The organism is Maritimibacter alkaliphilus HTCC2654, from assembly GCF_000152805.1.
Taxonomy (GTDB): Bacteria; Pseudomonadota; Alphaproteobacteria; order Rhodobacterales; family Rhodobacteraceae; genus Maritimibacter; species Maritimibacter alkaliphilus.
On record NZ_CH902578.1, the window covers coordinates 2,122,409 to 2,137,242 of the forward strand.

General features: G+C 66.2%; 17 protein-coding genes, 1 tRNA gene and 1 riboswitch. Of the genes, 9 read left to right on the forward strand and 9 right to left on the reverse strand.

Features of this window, described 5'->3' with window-relative positions; all coding sequences use genetic code 11:
• Positions 1 to 7: 7 nt before the first annotated feature.
• From nusG to RB2654_RS11460, 4 genes are all read right to left on the reverse strand, one after another.
• The gene (nusG, locus tag RB2654_RS11445) at positions 8 to 541 is read right to left on the reverse strand and encodes a transcription termination/antitermination protein NusG (RefSeq protein ID WP_008331633.1); all 534 of its coding nucleotides are present in this window, start codon (positions 539 to 541) and stop codon (positions 8 to 10) included.
• A 189-nt stretch (positions 542 to 730) separates the two neighbouring features.
• Positions 731 to 928 (reverse strand): preprotein translocase subunit SecE, encoded by a 198-nt coding sequence (secE, locus tag RB2654_RS11450; RefSeq protein WP_008331634.1) that lies wholly within the window; start codon positions 926 to 928, stop codon positions 731 to 733.
• An 85-nt stretch (positions 929 to 1,013) separates the two neighbouring features.
• Positions 1,014 to 2,756, reverse strand: a complete 1,743-nt coding sequence (locus RB2654_RS11455; RefSeq protein WP_008331643.1) for a hypothetical protein — start codon at positions 2,754 to 2,756, stop codon at positions 1,014 to 1,016.
• A 141-nt stretch (positions 2,757 to 2,897) separates the two neighbouring features.
• A tRNA-Trp gene (locus tag RB2654_RS11460) sits at positions 2,898 to 2,973 on the reverse strand.
• 95 nt (positions 2,974 to 3,068) lie between these two features.
• Between RB2654_RS11460 and RB2654_RS11465 the strand changes: the two genes are divergently transcribed.
• A complete protein-coding gene (locus tag RB2654_RS11465) occupies positions 3,069 to 3,707 on the forward strand; it encodes a class I SAM-dependent methyltransferase (RefSeq protein ID WP_008331645.1) in 639 nt (212 codons plus the stop codon).
• Positions 3,704 to 3,901 carry a hypothetical protein gene (locus RB2654_RS11470; RefSeq protein ID WP_008331646.1) on the forward strand — a complete coding sequence of 66 codons (198 nt, stop codon included), beginning with the start codon at positions 3,704 to 3,706 and terminating at the stop codon, positions 3,899 to 3,901. Before RB2654_RS11465 ends, RB2654_RS11470 begins: the two co-directional genes overlap by 4 nt.
• A gap of 86 nt (positions 3,902 to 3,987) precedes the next feature.
• Here RB2654_RS11470 and RB2654_RS11475 read toward each other — a convergent pair whose 3' ends face one another.
• A complete protein-coding gene (locus RB2654_RS11475; protein ID WP_008331648.1) occupies positions 3,988 to 4,356 on the reverse strand; it encodes an MAPEG family protein in 369 nt (122 codons plus the stop codon).
• A gap of 63 nt (positions 4,357 to 4,419) precedes the next feature.
• On the reverse strand, positions 4,420 to 4,809 hold the full coding sequence (locus RB2654_RS11480; protein WP_328591404.1) for a response regulator: 390 nt from the start codon (positions 4,807 to 4,809) through the stop codon (positions 4,420 to 4,422).
• Between the two features lie 168 nt (positions 4,810 to 4,977).
• Here RB2654_RS11480 and RB2654_RS11485 point away from each other — a divergent pair, with 168 nt between their 5' ends.
• Genes RB2654_RS11485 through RB2654_RS11500 form a run of 4 tightly spaced genes read left to right on the forward strand, consistent with a single transcriptional unit; the run spans position 4,978 to position 8,440 of the window.
• Entirely contained in the window at positions 4,978 to 5,352 is a 375-nt protein-coding gene (locus RB2654_RS11485; protein WP_008331652.1) for a DUF1636 family protein, read from the forward strand.
• A complete protein-coding gene (locus RB2654_RS23890) occupies positions 5,349 to 6,293 on the forward strand; it encodes a threonine-phosphate decarboxylase (RefSeq protein ID WP_008331655.1) in 945 nt (314 codons plus the stop codon). The genes RB2654_RS11485 and RB2654_RS23890 overlap by 4 nt, the downstream gene beginning before the upstream one ends.
• Complete coding sequence (gene cbiB / locus RB2654_RS11495) at positions 6,290 to 7,201, forward strand: adenosylcobinamide-phosphate synthase CbiB (RefSeq protein WP_008331656.1); 912 nt, start codon at positions 6,290 to 6,292, stop codon at positions 7,199 to 7,201. The genes RB2654_RS23890 and cbiB overlap by 4 nt, the downstream gene beginning before the upstream one ends.
• Before the next feature lie 45 nt (positions 7,202 to 7,246).
• Positions 7,247 to 8,440 carry a lytic murein transglycosylase gene (locus tag RB2654_RS11500; protein WP_008331658.1) on the forward strand — a complete coding sequence of 398 codons (1,194 nt, stop codon included), beginning with the start codon at positions 7,247 to 7,249 and terminating at the stop codon, positions 8,438 to 8,440.
• Between the two features lie 303 nt (positions 8,441 to 8,743).
• Here the strand turns inward: RB2654_RS11500 and RB2654_RS11505 are convergent, their stop codons facing one another.
• Together RB2654_RS11505 and smc are read right to left on the reverse strand one after the other, a co-directional pair.
• Positions 8,744 to 9,268: a YbjN domain-containing protein gene (locus RB2654_RS11505; RefSeq protein ID WP_008331659.1), complete on the reverse strand. Its 525-nt coding sequence runs from the start codon at positions 9,266 to 9,268 to the stop codon at positions 8,744 to 8,746.
• Between the two features lie 63 nt (positions 9,269 to 9,331).
• Positions 9,332 to 12,787 carry a chromosome segregation protein SMC gene (gene smc / locus RB2654_RS11510; RefSeq protein WP_008331660.1) on the reverse strand — a complete coding sequence of 1,152 codons (3,456 nt, stop codon included), beginning with the start codon at positions 12,785 to 12,787 and terminating at the stop codon, positions 9,332 to 9,334.
• A 152-nt stretch (positions 12,788 to 12,939) separates the two neighbouring features.
• On the opposite strand from smc, the gene RB2654_RS11515 reads away from it, so the two are divergent.
• The 3 genes from RB2654_RS11515 to RB2654_RS11525 all read left to right on the forward strand — a co-directional run bounded on the left by RB2654_RS11515 (position 12,940) and on the right by RB2654_RS11525 (position 14,491).
• Positions 12,940 to 13,302, forward strand: a complete 363-nt coding sequence (locus RB2654_RS11515; RefSeq protein ID WP_008331661.1) for a nuclear transport factor 2 family protein — start codon at positions 12,940 to 12,942, stop codon at positions 13,300 to 13,302.
• 65 nt (positions 13,303 to 13,367) lie between these two features.
• Positions 13,368 to 13,585: riboswitch (cobalamin riboswitch) on the forward strand.
• Positions 13,586 to 13,606: 21 nt separating this feature from the next.
• A complete protein-coding gene (locus RB2654_RS11520) occupies positions 13,607 to 13,798 on the forward strand; it encodes a CbtB domain-containing protein (protein ID WP_008331665.1) in 192 nt (63 codons plus the stop codon).
• Positions 13,799 to 13,813: 15 nt separating this feature from the next.
• The gene (locus RB2654_RS11525; RefSeq protein WP_008331666.1) at positions 13,814 to 14,491 is read left to right on the forward strand and encodes a CbtA family protein; all 678 of its coding nucleotides are present in this window, start codon (positions 13,814 to 13,816) and stop codon (positions 14,489 to 14,491) included.
• Here RB2654_RS11525 and RB2654_RS11530 read toward each other — a convergent pair.
• A complete protein-coding gene (locus RB2654_RS11530; RefSeq protein ID WP_008331667.1) occupies positions 14,488 to 14,787 on the reverse strand; it encodes a DUF1636 family protein in 300 nt (99 codons plus the stop codon). The genes RB2654_RS11525 and RB2654_RS11530 overlap by 4 nt on opposite strands.
• Between the last annotated feature and the right edge of the window lie 47 nt (positions 14,788 to 14,834).

A 14,834-nucleotide genomic window follows, 5' to 3' on the forward strand; every position in this document is an offset into this window, starting at 1 on the left:
TAGGGGATCAGCCCTGCTTGGACACCTGCGTGTATTCCAGCTCGACCGGAGTGGCGCGACCGAAGATCGACACCGACACCTTGAGGCGCTGGTTGTCCTCGTCCACGCCCTCGACCATGCCGTCGAAGCCCTCGAACGGGCCGTCGGTGACCGCGACCTTTTCGCCGATCTCGAAGGTGATGAGCGTACGCGGCGCTTCCACGCCCTCCTCGACGCGGCCCAGGATCGCTTCGACCTCGGCATCGCGCATCGGCATCGGGCGGCCCTGCGGCCCGAGGAACCCGGTGACGCGGTTGATCGAGTTCACGAGGTGATAGCCCTCGTCCGACATTTCCATGTGGACCAGCACGTAGCCGGGCATAAAGCGGCGCTCGGTCGTGACCTTCTTGCCGCGGCGCACTTCGATGACTTCTTCGGTCGGAACGAGCACTTCGTCGATTTCGTCTTCCAGCCCGGCTTCCGCCACGGAGGTCTTGATCTGCTCGGCGATCTTCTTCTCGAAGTTCGAGAGAACGCTCACCGAATACCACCGTTTCGCCATCGTGCTTGTCCTGTTCCTGCGGGCGACGTGAGCCGCCTTTTTCAACTTTTGCCCCGGACTTAAAAAACGGGCGTGCAACTCGAATCATTGCACGCCTCATGGGGAATGGTGGGTCAGATACCCCCCTCTCGCCGGATTTTCAAGCCTCGGCGCGCCAAGGCCCGATCCCGCGAAATGCCGGGGGACGTGTCAGCCGAGGAAGGACAGAAGCCCGGTCAGACCCGAGCGGATCGCAAGGTCGACGAGCGAGAAAAACACGGCGACGAGCGCGGTCAGCGCGATGACCATGCCCGAGGTCAGCATGACTTCGCGGCGGGTCGGCCAGGTGACTTTCGACACCTCGGAACGGACCTGCTGAATGAACTGGAACGGGTTGGTTCTTGCCATGATCGTGCCTTCTCGTGAACGAGGGGCAGATACGCCACCGGGCGCGGGTTTTCAACCCGCATCCGCATGTTCGCGCCCTTCGCCCTTATCTCAGCGCGCGCGCCTGTTCCGCGAAACGGTCGAACGGGTCCGCTTTCATCCGGTCGCGCATGTCCGCGTTGACCGCCGTCGGGGTTGACGGCTTGCCGCGCCCCGCCGACTTCACCCATGCGCGGCTGCCCGACAGGCGCTCGGCTGCCTTCTGCACAGGCTGGGGCGTGGCCCCTGTCGCCGGGTCCGCGGCACGCGGGATGATCTGTGGCGTTTCGCCTTTTGCATTTCGCGACGCGCCCAGCCCGCTCAGGACCGAAAGCGCCATGAGAAAACCGGCGACGGCGAACAGGGGCATCGGTTGGGCGAACGGATCGAAACCGTTGATCGGCAGGCTCACCAGGGCCGTGCCCTTCGAGTTCAGGTAACCGATCACGGCGAGCAGGGCTGCAAGGCCGAAAAGCGCCCGTGCCCCTGCGCCCCTGCGCGCAGTCTTTGGGCGCGCGGGCGCGTCTTCGGACTCCGGCTCATCCGCCGCGGTCGCCATCGCCGGTTCGGGTTCGGCGCTCTCCACGGTCGTGCCGACCGATCTGTCACCGCGCAGAATCGCGCGCAGATCATTCATCGACAACCCGGCGGCCCGCATCGCTTTCTGACGTGAACCGATCCGGACGAAAAACGCGAAGACCGCCCCGATGGCGAACAGCGCGAGCAGGGCGGATCCGAGGAGCGCCGCGAGCACCGCGAAGTCCTGCCCATATTTCTGAGCCACCACCCACACGCCCGAACCCGCCGCGACGGCGAGAAGCACGAGCCGGACGAGCGTTTTCCTGAAATGTCCCTTCAGCGCAAAATGCGCGGCGACCGCCGCCTCGGCCTCGCCCGTCAGCACGCGTTCCGGCGCGGCTTCGGCCCCCTCCGCCGCGTCGCCCTTCGACTGGACCGGCGCGCCACGGGTCGCCAGCCGCCCAAGCGGGCTGTCGGGTGAAATGTCCTTCGACAGTTCGACGTCGCGGCGCTTGGCCTTGAACGTGTAATCGTAGTCATGCGCCTTGTTCGCCCCGGCCGGCGGCTGCACCTGCACGGCCTTGCGCGGGTCGATGGCGCGGGACGCCTCGCTCGGCTTGCGCCCCCAGCCGAAGACGCGCTTGGCCAGACCCAACAGGGCGATGGCCAGCGCGGCGGCCCAGAACTGCTTGCGGGCAAGTTCCGGCGCGCCCTGCGCGGCCAAAGCCGCTTCCCGCCCCGCAAGAAAGGGTTCGAGGTAAAAGAAGTCGTCCGCCTTTCGCAGACCCTGTTCTTCGATGGCATCCGAAACCATCGAGGACATGGAATCATACCCGGAGGCGAACCCGCCCAGCCGGAACAGGGGCTCGTCCTTCTGGTAGGACACGATGTAATCTTCGATGTGATCGACGAAGTAATCCTTGTCGCGCTCGGTGAGCACGATCGCCGCGCGCACGGTCCGCGACGACGGATCGTCACCCATGCCGAACACCATGTAGAGATACCGCTCCGAGGTCTTCACCCCGTTCGTGCGCTTGGTCAGCGTGTAGTTGTAGTCGGTGTTGATCCAGCCCAGCACGTTCACTTCACCGGCAGGCCCGATATGCACGTCCTCGTCGAATAGCGACAGATCGATGGGAAACGGCGCGCCAAGGTCCAGCGCGGCCTCACGCTCGGCTTCGGTCTCGAGTTCGTGCTTGTAGACCTCGTTCCCCAGATACGCCACGCCGCCCGCGATCGGGACATAGGCCCACCACGGCAGCAGGAAAAAGAGGATGATCAGCCTTTGCACGCCAGAACCCCGAAGCAAACTCGCCACGCACAAGACAACAGGCGAAATCGGGCGTGATTGGGGCCGATACGGGGAAAATGCGGGGGAATCGGTGCGACCGATGCGGCAAACCGTAGCAATTCAATGCTTTGCGGAAGGTGGTGGCAGGGGCAGCAGGGTTCGAACCCGCGACCTACGGTTTTGGAGACCGTCGCTCTACCAGCTGAGCTATACCCCTAGGACCGGGCTGGGAGATACGACAGCCCGCCGCCCGTTTCAAGGGCAATTCGCGCCCGGCTTGGCGGGTCATGGGCGCCGTGCTAATCGCAGTCCATGACATTGCGCGACACGTCCGTTTTCGACGAAAGCCCGTGGCTGGCGGGCGGGCCCGACCGGCTCGGTCCGGCCAGAGCGGTCCCGACCATGCTTGCCCATGAAGAGGAACTTCTGCTCTACTGGCTCACCGCCGCATGGGCGCAAGGGTCCGGCGCGGTCGTCGATCTGGGCTGTTTCGCGGGCGGGTCGACCGCGCGGCTGGCCGAAGGTCAGCGGGAGGCCGGGCATGGTGCGCCCATCCACGCCTACGACCGGTTCGGCGCGGACGAGGCGACGAAGCGCCGGTTTCTCTACCCCGCCGGGGTCGCCCGTTTCGAGGGCGAAGACCTGCTTCCGGCGGCGACGGCGCTCCTCTCCCCGTGGCTGGATCGCATCTCGCTTCACAAGGAAGACCTGAAAGACACGGTCTGGCCGGATGAACCCATCGAAATCCTCGTGGTGGACGCCTCCAAATCGACCGCGACGCTCGACGCTATCGCCCGCACATTCTACCCGGCGCTCCAGCCCGGCGCCATCGTCGTGCACTGCGGCGCGCTGCACTGGCGCGAGCCGTGGGTGATGGCCCAGATGCTGCTCATGCGCGACTGGTCACCCCGCTCGCCCATGCCCATAACACGACCTTCGCCTTTCATGTGACGCGAACGCCCGACTCGCGCGCGATCGAGGAAGGGCTGACGGCGGGACTTCGCGACAAGGCTCTTGCGGCGATCCTGAATTCGAACCGGGCGCTGTTCGAGGATTACGGCACCACCGACCAGCTCGACACGATGATGGCCGCCATCGCGGCCTCACCCGGCGTGCGCGACGCATGGAAGATGTCACGCCCCTGACCCCTTCTTCGGTCTACAAATACCTCGGGGAGGTCTGGAGGGGCTGGCCCCTCAGACGGGTCGGGGCAGCTCGCTGCCCCGAAACCTCAGACCAGCGCGAAAGCCATCATCAAAAGTCCGACGACCGCCACCACCCAAGCCAGCGTGCGCAGGCCGGGGATCGCGACCATGTAGAGCGGCAGATAGGCCACCCGCGCCAGCACGAAAATCGCCGCGCCCAACGTGGCGTCGGCCTCCAGCACCACCGCGAGCAAGGCCAGCACGATGAAGACCGGCAGGCTTTCCTGCCAGTTGGCAAGGGCGCGGCGCGCGCGGCCCGTCACCGGCGACGGCTCGGGCAGATCGTCCCGCCCGCCCATATGGCGCGACACGCCTTCGGTCGGGAAAAACAGCATCGTCGGGGTGAAGACATAGACCGCGTGCAGGATCAGCGCGGCGAAAATCCAGAACAACATGAAACTCTCCTCCGTTCACGGGGGCGAGCGTAGCGGCGCGCGGGCGATCCGCCAATTGTCGTGTCAGTGCTTGGCCACCCTGTCGCCGTGATGTGACACGATGGTCGCAAGGTCCTCGGGCGGGGTCTTGGACGGCAGGAAGGCGCAGGCATTGGGGCTCATCGAAAACACCAGCCCGTCCGAGAAAAAGGACGACGCGGTGACGAACACGACCTTGGCGGCCGGATGCCGGTAAGCGGCGTAATCCGCCACGGCCATCGCGCCCGACCCCGGCAGGTCGAGGTCCGCGACGATCATGTCGACATGCCCTTCGCGCAGGCGGTCGAATCCGGCCTCGGCCGTCTGGGTCAAGGTCACCCTCGCCCCTTCCCGTTCCAGATGCCTTTGCCAAAGGCGTCCAAGATCCGGATCCGTTTCTACGATCAGGACATCCAAAGAATCACTCGGCTTCACTCGCTTTCCGGTTGCGTGTGTAACCTCACTCTACACCATGCGCATCACCACGGGAAATTAACGTTTCCCTACGGGTTTGGAAACCTGACCCGATAAACTTGGATAACGGCCCGATCCCATTGCTTTCGGGGCCGATTTGGGTTTCATGCGGGGCGCGAAAGGACCGCCATGACACCGACCTGGATCACCATCTGCGACACCTGCAAACGCGACGACTGGGCCGCGAAGGGGGTCGAGCGCACCGACGGGCAGGCGCTTTCCGAACTGGTCGAAGCCGCCGCCCGCGGCACCGCGCTGCGCGTTCGGCGCACGAGTTGCCTGATGGGATGCGATCACTCCTGCAACGTCGCGGTGCAGGCCGCAGGGAAGCTGAACTACACGCTCGGGCGGTTCGAGCCTACGGGCGAGGCGGCGCAGGGCATCGTGGACTGGGCCGTTCTGCATTCGGAAAGCGAAACCGGGCAGGTGCCCTATCGGACATGGCCGGTCGCGGTGAAGGGGCACTTCGTCACCCGCCATCCCCCTCTGCCCGAGGGCGAATGACCACGCCGCGCGATCACGGCGGCGGTCTCGATGCCGCCATTGCCCGTTTCGGCGGCACCCGCGCCGATTGGATCGACCTGTCGACCGGCATCAACCCCCGGCCCTACCCGCTCCCCCCCATCCCCGCCGAGGCCTGGCAGGCCCTGCCCGACCGTGCCGCGATGGACGCGCTGGAAGCCGCCGCGCGCGACTTCTGGATGGTCCCGGCCGGTGCCGCCGTTCTGGCCGCCCCCGGCGCCTCCGCCCTGATCGCGCGCATCCCGGCACTGGCGCCCGAGGCGCGGGTGCAGATCGCGGAACGCACCTACAACGAACACGCCGCCGCGTTCGACATCGCAGGGTGGGAGGTTGTGCGCTCCGGCCCCGCCGAGGCCCGCGTCGTCGTCCATCCGAACAACCCGACGGGAATGCTGTGGAGCGGTGACGACCCCGACCCCCGCACCCTCACCGTGATCGATGAAAGCTTCTGCGACATCGCACTGGGCAACACCCACGTGCGCGGCAAGGCCACCGAACCCGGCACCCTCATCCTGAAATCGCTCGGGAAATTCTGGGGTCTCGCCGGTCTGCGGTTGGGGTTCGTCATCGGCGACCCGGCGTTGATCGACCGCCTGCGCGACATGCTCGGCCCGTGGCCCGTCTCGGGCCCGGCGCTGATCGCTGGCCGCGCCGCACTCGAAGACATGGACTGGGCCAACCACACGCGCCAGCGGCTTCACGTCGACGTCGCCCGCCTCGACGCCATGATGCAGGCCAAGGGGGCCGAGGTCGTGGGCGGCACCGCGCTTTTCCGGCTCTACGATGTGGGCGAAGGCGCAGCATGGCAGGACCGGCTCACCAAATCCCACGTCTGGACCCGCGTGTTTCCCTACGAACCCCGGTGGATGCGCTTGGGCCTTCCCCCCGAACACGGCTGGGACCGGCTGGAGGCCGCGTTGTGAGCTTCGCCGCCGTCCTCATCCTCGCGCTGCTGATCGACGCCGTAGCGGGCGAGCCGGAGGAGATCTGGGGGCGCGTTCCGCATCCTGCCGTGCTCATGGGCCGCGCGGTCGGCTGGTGCGACGACAAGCTGAACGCGGGCAAGGGACGCCTGATGACCGGCGCGGTCACCATCGCGGCGCTCGCGAGCCTCGCCGCCACGCTGGGCTGGATGCTCGGCCAGATCGGCTGGCTGGTCGAGGCGCTCGTCGCCGCGATCCTCCTCGCCCACCGCTCGCTCGTCGATCATGTCGAGGCGGTGGCCGACGCCCTCACCCGGTCGCTGGGTGACGGCAAACGCGCCGTGGCGCAGATCGTGGGCCGCGACATCACGGACATGGACGATGCCGATGTCGCCCGCGCCGCGATCGAAAGCGGGGCCGAGAATTTCTCTGACGGGGTCGTGGCCCCTGCCTTCTGGTTCCTCGTCGCGGGCCTTCCCGGCCTGTTGGCCTACAAGATGGTGAACACCGCCGACAGCATGATCGGCTACCGCACCCCCCGGCATGAACAATTCGGCAAGGCCGCCGCGCGGCTGGACGACGTGCTGAACTGGATTCCCGCGCGGATTTCCGCTGGTCTCATCTTCCTCATCAATCACCGCCCCGGCGGCTGGGCCACCATCGCCGCCGATGCGCCCCTGCACCGCTCGCCCAACGCGGGCTGGCCCGAGGCCGCGATGGCCGTGAGCCTTGATGTGGCGCTGTCCGGGCCGCGCAGCTACGAGGGCGAGCGGCGCGATTTTCCCTTCGTCAACGAACACGGCGAACGCGACATCGGCGCGCCCGAGATCGACCGCGCCGTGTCGGTGCTCTGGCGCGCATGGGTCGCCCTTCTCGTTCTCGTGTTCATCATCGCGGTTGTCTGGTGAGCCCGGTTTGCTAGGGTCGCAGAGACCAAGATTCCGGAGTTTCGAATGAAGACCTTTCTCGCCGCCGCAGCCCTTGCGCTTTCTCTTCCCGTCAGCGCATCCGCGCAGGCGATCCCCGCCCCGCTGATCCAATGCGGCGGATCGTGGTCGGACTTCGTGGGCCGGATGAAAGAGCTGGCGGTCAGCCGGGGGTATGACCGCGGCACCGTCGACCAGTTCTTCGCCTCGGCCCGTCAGGACGGCGCGACGCTGAACGCGGATCGCGGGCAGGGCTTTTTCCAGAAGACCTTCATCGACTTCTCGCGCTCGCTGATCTCCGCCAACCGGATGCAGAACGGTCAGGCGAACATGCAGCGTTACGATGCGATCTTCGACCAGATCGAAAGCCGGTATGGCGTGAGCCGGGGGGTGCTGACCGCCTTCTGGGCGTTCGAGACCGATTTCGGCGGCTTTCAGGGCGACTTCAACACGCTCAACTCGCTGATGACCCTCAGCCACGACTGCCGCCGGCCCGGTCTGTTCCAGCCGCAGGTCTTGGCCGCACTCGAGCTATACACGCATGGCGACTTTTCCCCCACGGGCACCACCGGCGCTTGGGCGGGCGAGATCGGCATGGTCCAGATGCTTCCCGCCGACATCATCGAGGCTGGCGTGGATGGTGACGGCGACGGGCATGTCCGGCTGAAAACCTCGGCCCCCGACGCGCTCATGTCCGGCGGTCACATGCTGTCGAACCTCGGCTGGCGCCCCAACGAGCCCTGGTTGCAAGAGGTCATCGTGCCCGACAACCTCGACTGGTCCAAGACCGGCACCGACAACAGCCTGCCCACGAGCCAGTGGCAGCAGATGGGCGTGCAGGCCCGCAACGGTCAGCTTGCGACCAACCTGCCCGGAAAGATCATCCTGCCGCAGGGGCGCAAGGGGCCGGCCTTTATCGCCTATCCCAACTTCGACGTCTATTTCGAGTGGAACCAGAGCTTCACCTACGTCCTCACCGCCGCCTATTTCGCCACCCGGCTTGAAGGCGCCCCGGTCTATGACGCGGGCAACCCCGAACCGGGCCTTTCGAGCGGCCAGATGAAGGCGCTTCAGCAGAAATTGCAGGCGCGCGGTCACGACGTGGGCAAGATCGACGGCATTCTGGGTTCCGGCACCCGCGCGGCGGTTCAGGCCGAACAGGTGCGGCTCGGCCTTCCGGCGGATGCTTGGCCGACGGCGGCGCTGCTGAACGCGCTTTGACCATATTGGCGGGCGCGCATTTAAGGAAAATCAAGAAACGTGGTATTCACTGAAGCAATCGGAAAGTGTTTTCAGTGTTATCACCGAAAAAACGGCCCCGCAGATCTGCTACTCTGCGGGGCTTCTCTTTCTCAGCTTACTGGCCGATCCAGAGGCGGATGATTGCGAGCAACAGCGAAGCCGCTGCCAGTGTCACCATCCATTGTCGAAATCGTTGTTCGTCCAGTGCCATCACCACCAGTCGCCGCGAAGTGTCGCGACGGTTGGAGGATGATCTCCCAATGGTTCAGATGGCGTTGACCATCACCATTTGATGTGGTCTTCGAACAGCACCACGCTGTCGAGCCACAATTCGAGCAGCGCGTCGAAATCGCCGGTGCTGAGACCGTCGTTGCTGGTCGCCACATCCATCTCGATCCGCGCGACGCCTTCGTCCGTCAGGTAGGACCGGACGAAGCGGCGGTCGGTGTTCCACGAATTGATCGTTTCGAGCGTCACGTTCTCGGCCCGGTAGCCCGCGTAGAACTGCACGGCCTGACAGTCGACGTTATCCTCGCAGTCATAGAAGAACAGGCTCATCTTGTCGCCGTTCGACCGATATTCGACGAGCGGATCGCCCACGGTGTCTTCGGTCAGTCGGGCCGGCATCCCCGCATCTTCGAAGAAGGCCACGAAAGTCTGCGGGTCCGAGGCGATCACGCGGTCCGACATCGGCGCCTGAACCGACGCGGGCGCGTCGAGCGGCTTGGATTCCAGCGACTTCTGTTCCTGTGCCAGTGCCGGCGCTGCAAGAATGGCCAAGACGGCCGCAATGACTTTGCGTGACATAACGCTCTCCCTGAATGCCCTTTACAGGCAGCTTAGCGGGGAATCGCTACATCGCAAACCGGATCAGGCGACCAGCGCCTCGGCTTTCTTCAGATCGACGCTGACAAGCTGGCTGACGCCCTGTTCCTGCATGGTCACGCCGAACAGGCGATCCATCCGGCTCATCGTCACCGCGTGGTGGGTGATGATGAGGAAGCGGGTGTCGGCCTTGCGCGTCATCTCGTCCAGCAGATCGCAGAAGCGCGTCACGTTCGCATCGTCGAGCGGCGCGTCCACCTCGTCCAGCACGCAGATCGGCGCGGGGTTGGCGAGGAACACGGCAAAGATCAGGGCCAGCGCGGTCAGGGTCTGCTCGCCACCGGACAACAGGCTGAGGGTCGACAGCTTCTTGCCCGGCGGCTGGCACATGATCTCAAGCCCGGCTTCGAGCGGGTCGTCGGATTCCACGAGAACGAGGTTCGCCTCGCCGCCACCGAAAAGATGCGTGAAGAGGGTGCCGAAGTTCTCGTTCACCTGCTCGAACGCCGTCAGCAGCCGCTCGCGCCCCTCGCGGTTCAGCGACGCGATGCCGTGGCGCAGCTTGCCGATGGCCTCTTCCAGATCGGACTTTTCGCTGACCAGCGTGTCGTGCTCGACCTGCACTTCCTTGGCGTCTTCTTCGGCACGCAGGTTCACCGCGCCCAGCGCGTCGCGCTGGCGTTTCAGGCGGTTCACATCGGCTTCGATCTGCTCGGACGACGGCATCTGATCCGGCACCACGTCGAGGCTTTCAAGAAGCTGCTCGGGCGTCGTCTCCATCTCGTCCTGAATCCGCTCGACCGCATAGGCGACGGTTTCCTTGGCTCCGTCCACCCGCGCCTCGGCCCGCGCCCGCGCTTCACGCGCCTCGCCCGCCTCGCGTTCCGCATCGCGTTCGGCCATCTGCGCCTCGCGCAGGGCCGATTCCGCCGCCGACAGTGCATCCTGCGCCTTGGCGCGGCGCGCTTCCGCCTCGGCGATCTGGCGCGAAAGCTCGTCACGTTTCGCGGCGAGTTCCTCGGGCGCCGAGCGCGCGTCCTTCAACTCGACTTCCGACGCCGTCTTGCGCTCGCCCAGTTCCGCGATCCGCTTGCCCGCGGTTTCCAGACGGTGCTTCCAGCCGGAGATTTCCTTGGTCACTTCCTGCGACCGCTTCACCCGCGCCTCGCCCTCGCGCTTGACCTCGTCGTGGGCCGAGCGTTTGGACATCATCGTCATCCGCGCGGCTTCGACGGTCATCTTGGTGTCTTCCACCTCGGCCCGCGCATCGTCGAGGTTCGGCAGATCCTTCACCGCCTTCTCGGCCTCGGTCAGACGGGCGCGCGCCCCGGCGGCTTCGTCCTCGTGCCGGGTGACGGCCAGCGTCATGTTCTCAAGCTTGCCTTCCGCGATGTTACGATCCGCTTCGGCCCGCGACTGCGCCCGGTTGGCGTCGGCCACGGCGCGGTCGGCATCGCGCCGGGCCTCACGCGCGGCCTTGTCGGCCTCGGTCGCACGGGTCAGCTCCTCGCGCAGCGCCTCATGCGCCCGCATGGCCCCATCGGCGCGCGACTGGGCGCGCTCCAGATCCTGCTTGAGTTCCTCGAGCCGGTTCATCTGTTGCAGCCGCAGCGCCGCCGCCGACGGCGCATCCTCGGCCGCAACGCGGTAGCCGTCCCACCGCCACAGATCGCCCTCGATCGTGACCAGCCGCTGACCGGGGCGCAGAAGCGGTTGCAGACGCGCGGCATCCTCGGCCTCGACCAGCCCCACCTGCGACATGCGCCGCCCCAGAACCTCAGGCACGGTGACGTAATTCGTCAGCTCCGCGACACCCTCGGGCAGCGTCTGCGCATCCGAATAGCCCGGCAGGGTCAGCCAGCCCGACGCCTCGGGGTCGTCCACCGCAGGCGCGCGCAGATCGTCGGACAGGGCCGCACCAAGCGCGGCTTCATAGCCCTTTTTCACCCGCACGAGGTCGAGCACCTGACCGCCCTCGGCCGTGTCGCGTTCGATGACCTTGGCAAGCGCCATGACCTCGGCCCTGAGCGCGTTCACCTCGCCCTCGGCCTCGGATCGTTCAGCCCGCGCATCCGCCTCGCGCCCCTGCGCCGCGGCCCGCGCTTCGTCGGCATCGACCAGCGCGGCCTCGGCGGCCTCGGCCATCTGGGTCGCCTGCGTCTGGGCATAATCGGCTTCCGAGAAAGCCAGCTTCGCCGCGTCGAGCGCGGCTTTGGCCGAGGTGACGGCGGCCCGCGCGCGTTCGGCTTCGCCCTCGGACTTCTCCAGCGTCTTTTTCGAATCGTCCAGCAGACGGTGCGCCGACTGGTGCCGGGCGGCCAACCGCGCGACATCTTCGGTCAACTGGCTCAACGCATCCTCGCGCTCGCCCAGCACGCGCTGGGCGTCGCGGGCGGCATCGGCGGCCTCTTCCAGCCGACCCTCATGCCCCTCGGACGCCTTGGCCAGCTCACCGCGCTCCCATTCGAGCCGTTCGATGGTCTCGCCCGCGTCCTTGTTCAGCGATTCCTCGCGCTCCATGTCGCGGGTGAGTTGTTCGATCCGGTTCGTCAGCGTCTCGATCCGCCGCGCGGCCTGTTCCTCCTGCTCGGTCAACTGATCGCGCGACACGGTCAGGCGTTGCAGGACGGCAGCGGCAATCGCCTCCTCCTCGCGCTTGGGCGGCAGCTTGTCCTCGGCCTCGACCCGCGCCTTGGCGGACGAGCGCGCGGCGCCCTCGGCGGCAGCGGCGGCGCGGACCATGTCCGTCAGAGCCTCTTGCGCCTTGGCCCGCGCCTCGTCCGCCTCTTTCCAGCGGCGATAGAGCAGCAGACCTTCGGAGGTGCGAAGCTGCGACCCGATCTCGCGATAGCGCTGCGCCTGTTTCGCCTGCCGGGCAAGTTGCCCCAATTGGGTCGCCAGTTGTTCGATCACGTCATCGACGCGGGCGAGGTTCTGTTCGGTGCTCTTGAGCTTAAGCTCCGCCTCGTGACGGCGCTGATACAGCCCCGAAATCCCGGCGGCCTCTTCCAGAATCCGGCGGCGGTTCTTCGGCTTGGCGTTGATGAGTTCCGAGATCTGCCCCTGCCGCACCAGCGCGGGCGAATGTGCGCCCGTCGAGGCATCGGCGAACAACAACTGCACGTCGCGCGCGCGCACGTCCTTGGTGTTCACCTTGTAGGCCGAGCCCGCATCCCGCGTGATCCGGCGCACGATCTCGAGCATATCCGTCTCGTTGAACCCGGACGGGGCCAGACGTTCCGAATTGTCGATCTGAAGCACCACTTCCGCGAAGTTACGCGCCCCGCGTGACGAGGTGCCCGCAAAGATCACATCCTCCATCCCGTCGCCGCGCATCGCCTTGGCGCGGTTCTCGCCCATGACCCAGCGCAGCGCCTCGAGCAGGTTCGACTTGCCGCAGCCGTTCGGGCCGACGACGCCCGTAAGCCCGTTCGCGATCACCAGATCGGTCGGGTCGACGAAGCTTTTGAAGCCATTGAGGCGCAGGCGGGTGAACTGCACGGGGAGCGGATCCTGATTCCGGGTTATCCCGTCATGATCCCGACGCCGCAGCGCGGAGTCAACGCAGGAGCGCAGGATATGGCAGGCGTGAGCGGGTTATCCACAAGATATTGTCACAAACCTGACACAGCGACCTGTGGTAAACTCGGCGCATGACAACCAGCGAGACCCTCATCGCCTTCAATGACGCGATCACGCGGGCCGACCTCGTCGCGCTCGGCGCCCTTGTCGCGCCGGATCACGTGTTCATCGACCCGGCCGGACACGAAGTGCGCGGGAAGGACGACGTATTGGCCGCTTGGCGCGGGTTCTTCGCAGCCTTTCCCGGCTACAGGAACGTGTTCGAAGATATCCACGCGGAAGGGGCGCATGCGATGATTCGCGGCCATTCGGTCTGCGACGACCCGCGCCTCGCCGGTCCCGCGCTTTGGCGGGTCGAAGTGATCGAAGACTCGGTCACGGTTTGGCACGTGATGGAAGACACGGAAGAAAACCGACGCAGCATCGGCCTCTAGCGGCATCCGGCGCGTCACGGCGACGCCGCAACGATGATCGCGCTTGACCCGCCCCCATCCGCCGCGCCACAAGGATAAGGCATGGTTCCCGACACGGCGCAAAGCGCCAAGGGAGAATATGGGAATGCGGAGGGGTGATCCAAACCGGAGCCTTCAGCCGCAGCCGCCCCCGCGACTGTGACGCGGCGAGCGCCCGCCGGATACCACTGAGCCTCGGCTCGGGAAGGTGGCGAAGCGCGACGACCCGCAAAGCCAGGAGACCTGCCATGTGAAACGAAACCCCACCCGTCGGGGAGACGGGCCAATGAGGGACCACGACATGACGACCAAGACCATCCACAATACCGCCGCTCAGGCCGACACCCGTCTGGGGGCGATCTTCGCCGTTCTGGCATTCGGCGCGGTTCTGCTTTTTGCCGCCGGTTACGCGCAGGCGACCGTGCTGCACGACGCGGCCCATGATCAGCGTCACGCAATGGCGTTCCCCTGCCACTGAGGCAGCTGATCTTCCATGCTTAAGAAACTGCTGACCGGCGCGTTGATCGCCGGTGTCGCGTCCGGCGTGATCGCCGCGGCGCTGCAATTCGTGTTCGTCATTCCGTACATTCTGGAAGGCGAACTTTACGAAACCGGGGCGCGGGTCCACTTCGGTGCGGGCAGTCCGCAAAGCCCCTCCGGCGCGCCGGGTCTGGGCAACGACTGGTCGCGCCACCTGATGACGGTAACCTTCGACGTGGTCAGTTACACCGCCTATGCGCTGATCCTGTCCGGGTTCATGGCGCTGGCCATCCGGCAGGGGCACAAGGTCGACGCGCGTCGGGGGATCGTCTGGGGTGTCGCGGGCTTCGTCGCCGTGCAACTGGCGCCCGCCATCGGCCTGCCGCCGGAACTGCCCGGCACCATCGCGCCCGAGGTGCTGCCGCGTCAGATCTGGTGGAGCGGCACCATCGTCGTCACCGCGCTGGCACTGTGGCTCATCGCCTTCGTGCCGCAGGTCTGGGCGATCGGCGCGGCCATCGTGCTGCTGCTCGTGCCCCATGTGATCGGCGCGCCGCATCTCGACACCTACTACGGTGTCGCGGCCCCGGAACTGGCGGCTCATTTCGCCACCCGTTCGCTTGGGTTCGCCGCGGTGGGTTGGGTCGTGCTCGGCACCATCGCCGGGCATTTCGTCGGACAGGACGACTAGGCCGGGATGCGCCCGATGAGCTTGAACCTCAACCGTTCCAGCGCGCGGGCGTCGGTGATGATCCCCTTCTTCGCCGCGTCATACAGGCCGAGAAACACCTCGACCTCACCGGCGAGCGAGGGGTCCACATCCCCAAAGAGGTATGCCGCCTTGCCCTCTTCGCGCACGGACAGGCATACCGGACGGGCGCAGGCATTCATGCAATGCGCCCGCTCCACCTCCATCTTCGTGCCAAGCGCATCGGCCAAAGCCGTGCCCCCTTCGCACCCGATGCAGACGGCCACGCGCCCTGCCATACCCTTTCCTTCCACGCCGTTTCGGGCGACAAGCCCCTAACGCCCCA

Excerpts from the sequence above, each read along its gene's own strand:
- nusG (WP_008331633.1), bottom strand. The coding sequence starts at position 541 with ATGGCGAAACGGTGGTATTCGGTGAGCGTTCTCTCGAACTTCGAGAAG.
- secE (WP_008331634.1), bottom strand. The coding sequence starts at position 928 with ATGGCAAGAACCAACCCGTTCCAGTTCATTCAGCAGGTCCGTTCCGAG.
- RB2654_RS11465 (WP_008331645.1), top strand. The coding sequence starts at position 3,069 with ATGACATTGCGCGACACGTCCGTTTTCGACGAAAGCCCGTGGCTGGCG.
- RB2654_RS11475 (WP_008331648.1), bottom strand. The coding sequence starts at position 4,356 with ATGTTGTTCTGGATTTTCGCCGCGCTGATCCTGCACGCGGTCTATGTC.
- RB2654_RS11485 (WP_008331652.1), top strand. The coding sequence starts at position 4,978 with ATGACACCGACCTGGATCACCATCTGCGACACCTGCAAACGCGACGAC.
- RB2654_RS23890 (WP_008331655.1), top strand. The coding sequence starts at position 5,349 with ATGACCACGCCGCGCGATCACGGCGGCGGTCTCGATGCCGCCATTGCC.
- RB2654_RS11500 (WP_008331658.1), top strand. The coding sequence starts at position 7,247 with ATGAAGACCTTTCTCGCCGCCGCAGCCCTTGCGCTTTCTCTTCCCGTC.
- RB2654_RS11505 (WP_008331659.1), bottom strand. The coding sequence starts at position 9,268 with ATGTCACGCAAAGTCATTGCGGCCGTCTTGGCCATTCTTGCAGCGCCG.
- RB2654_RS11515 (WP_008331661.1), top strand. The coding sequence starts at position 12,940 with ATGACAACCAGCGAGACCCTCATCGCCTTCAATGACGCGATCACGCGG.
- RB2654_RS11520 (WP_008331665.1), top strand. The coding sequence starts at position 13,607 with ATGAGGGACCACGACATGACGACCAAGACCATCCACAATACCGCCGCT.
- RB2654_RS11525 (WP_008331666.1), top strand. The coding sequence starts at position 13,814 with ATGCTTAAGAAACTGCTGACCGGCGCGTTGATCGCCGGTGTCGCGTCC.
- RB2654_RS11530 (WP_008331667.1), bottom strand. The coding sequence starts at position 14,787 with ATGGCAGGGCGCGTGGCCGTCTGCATCGGGTGCGAAGGGGGCACGGCT.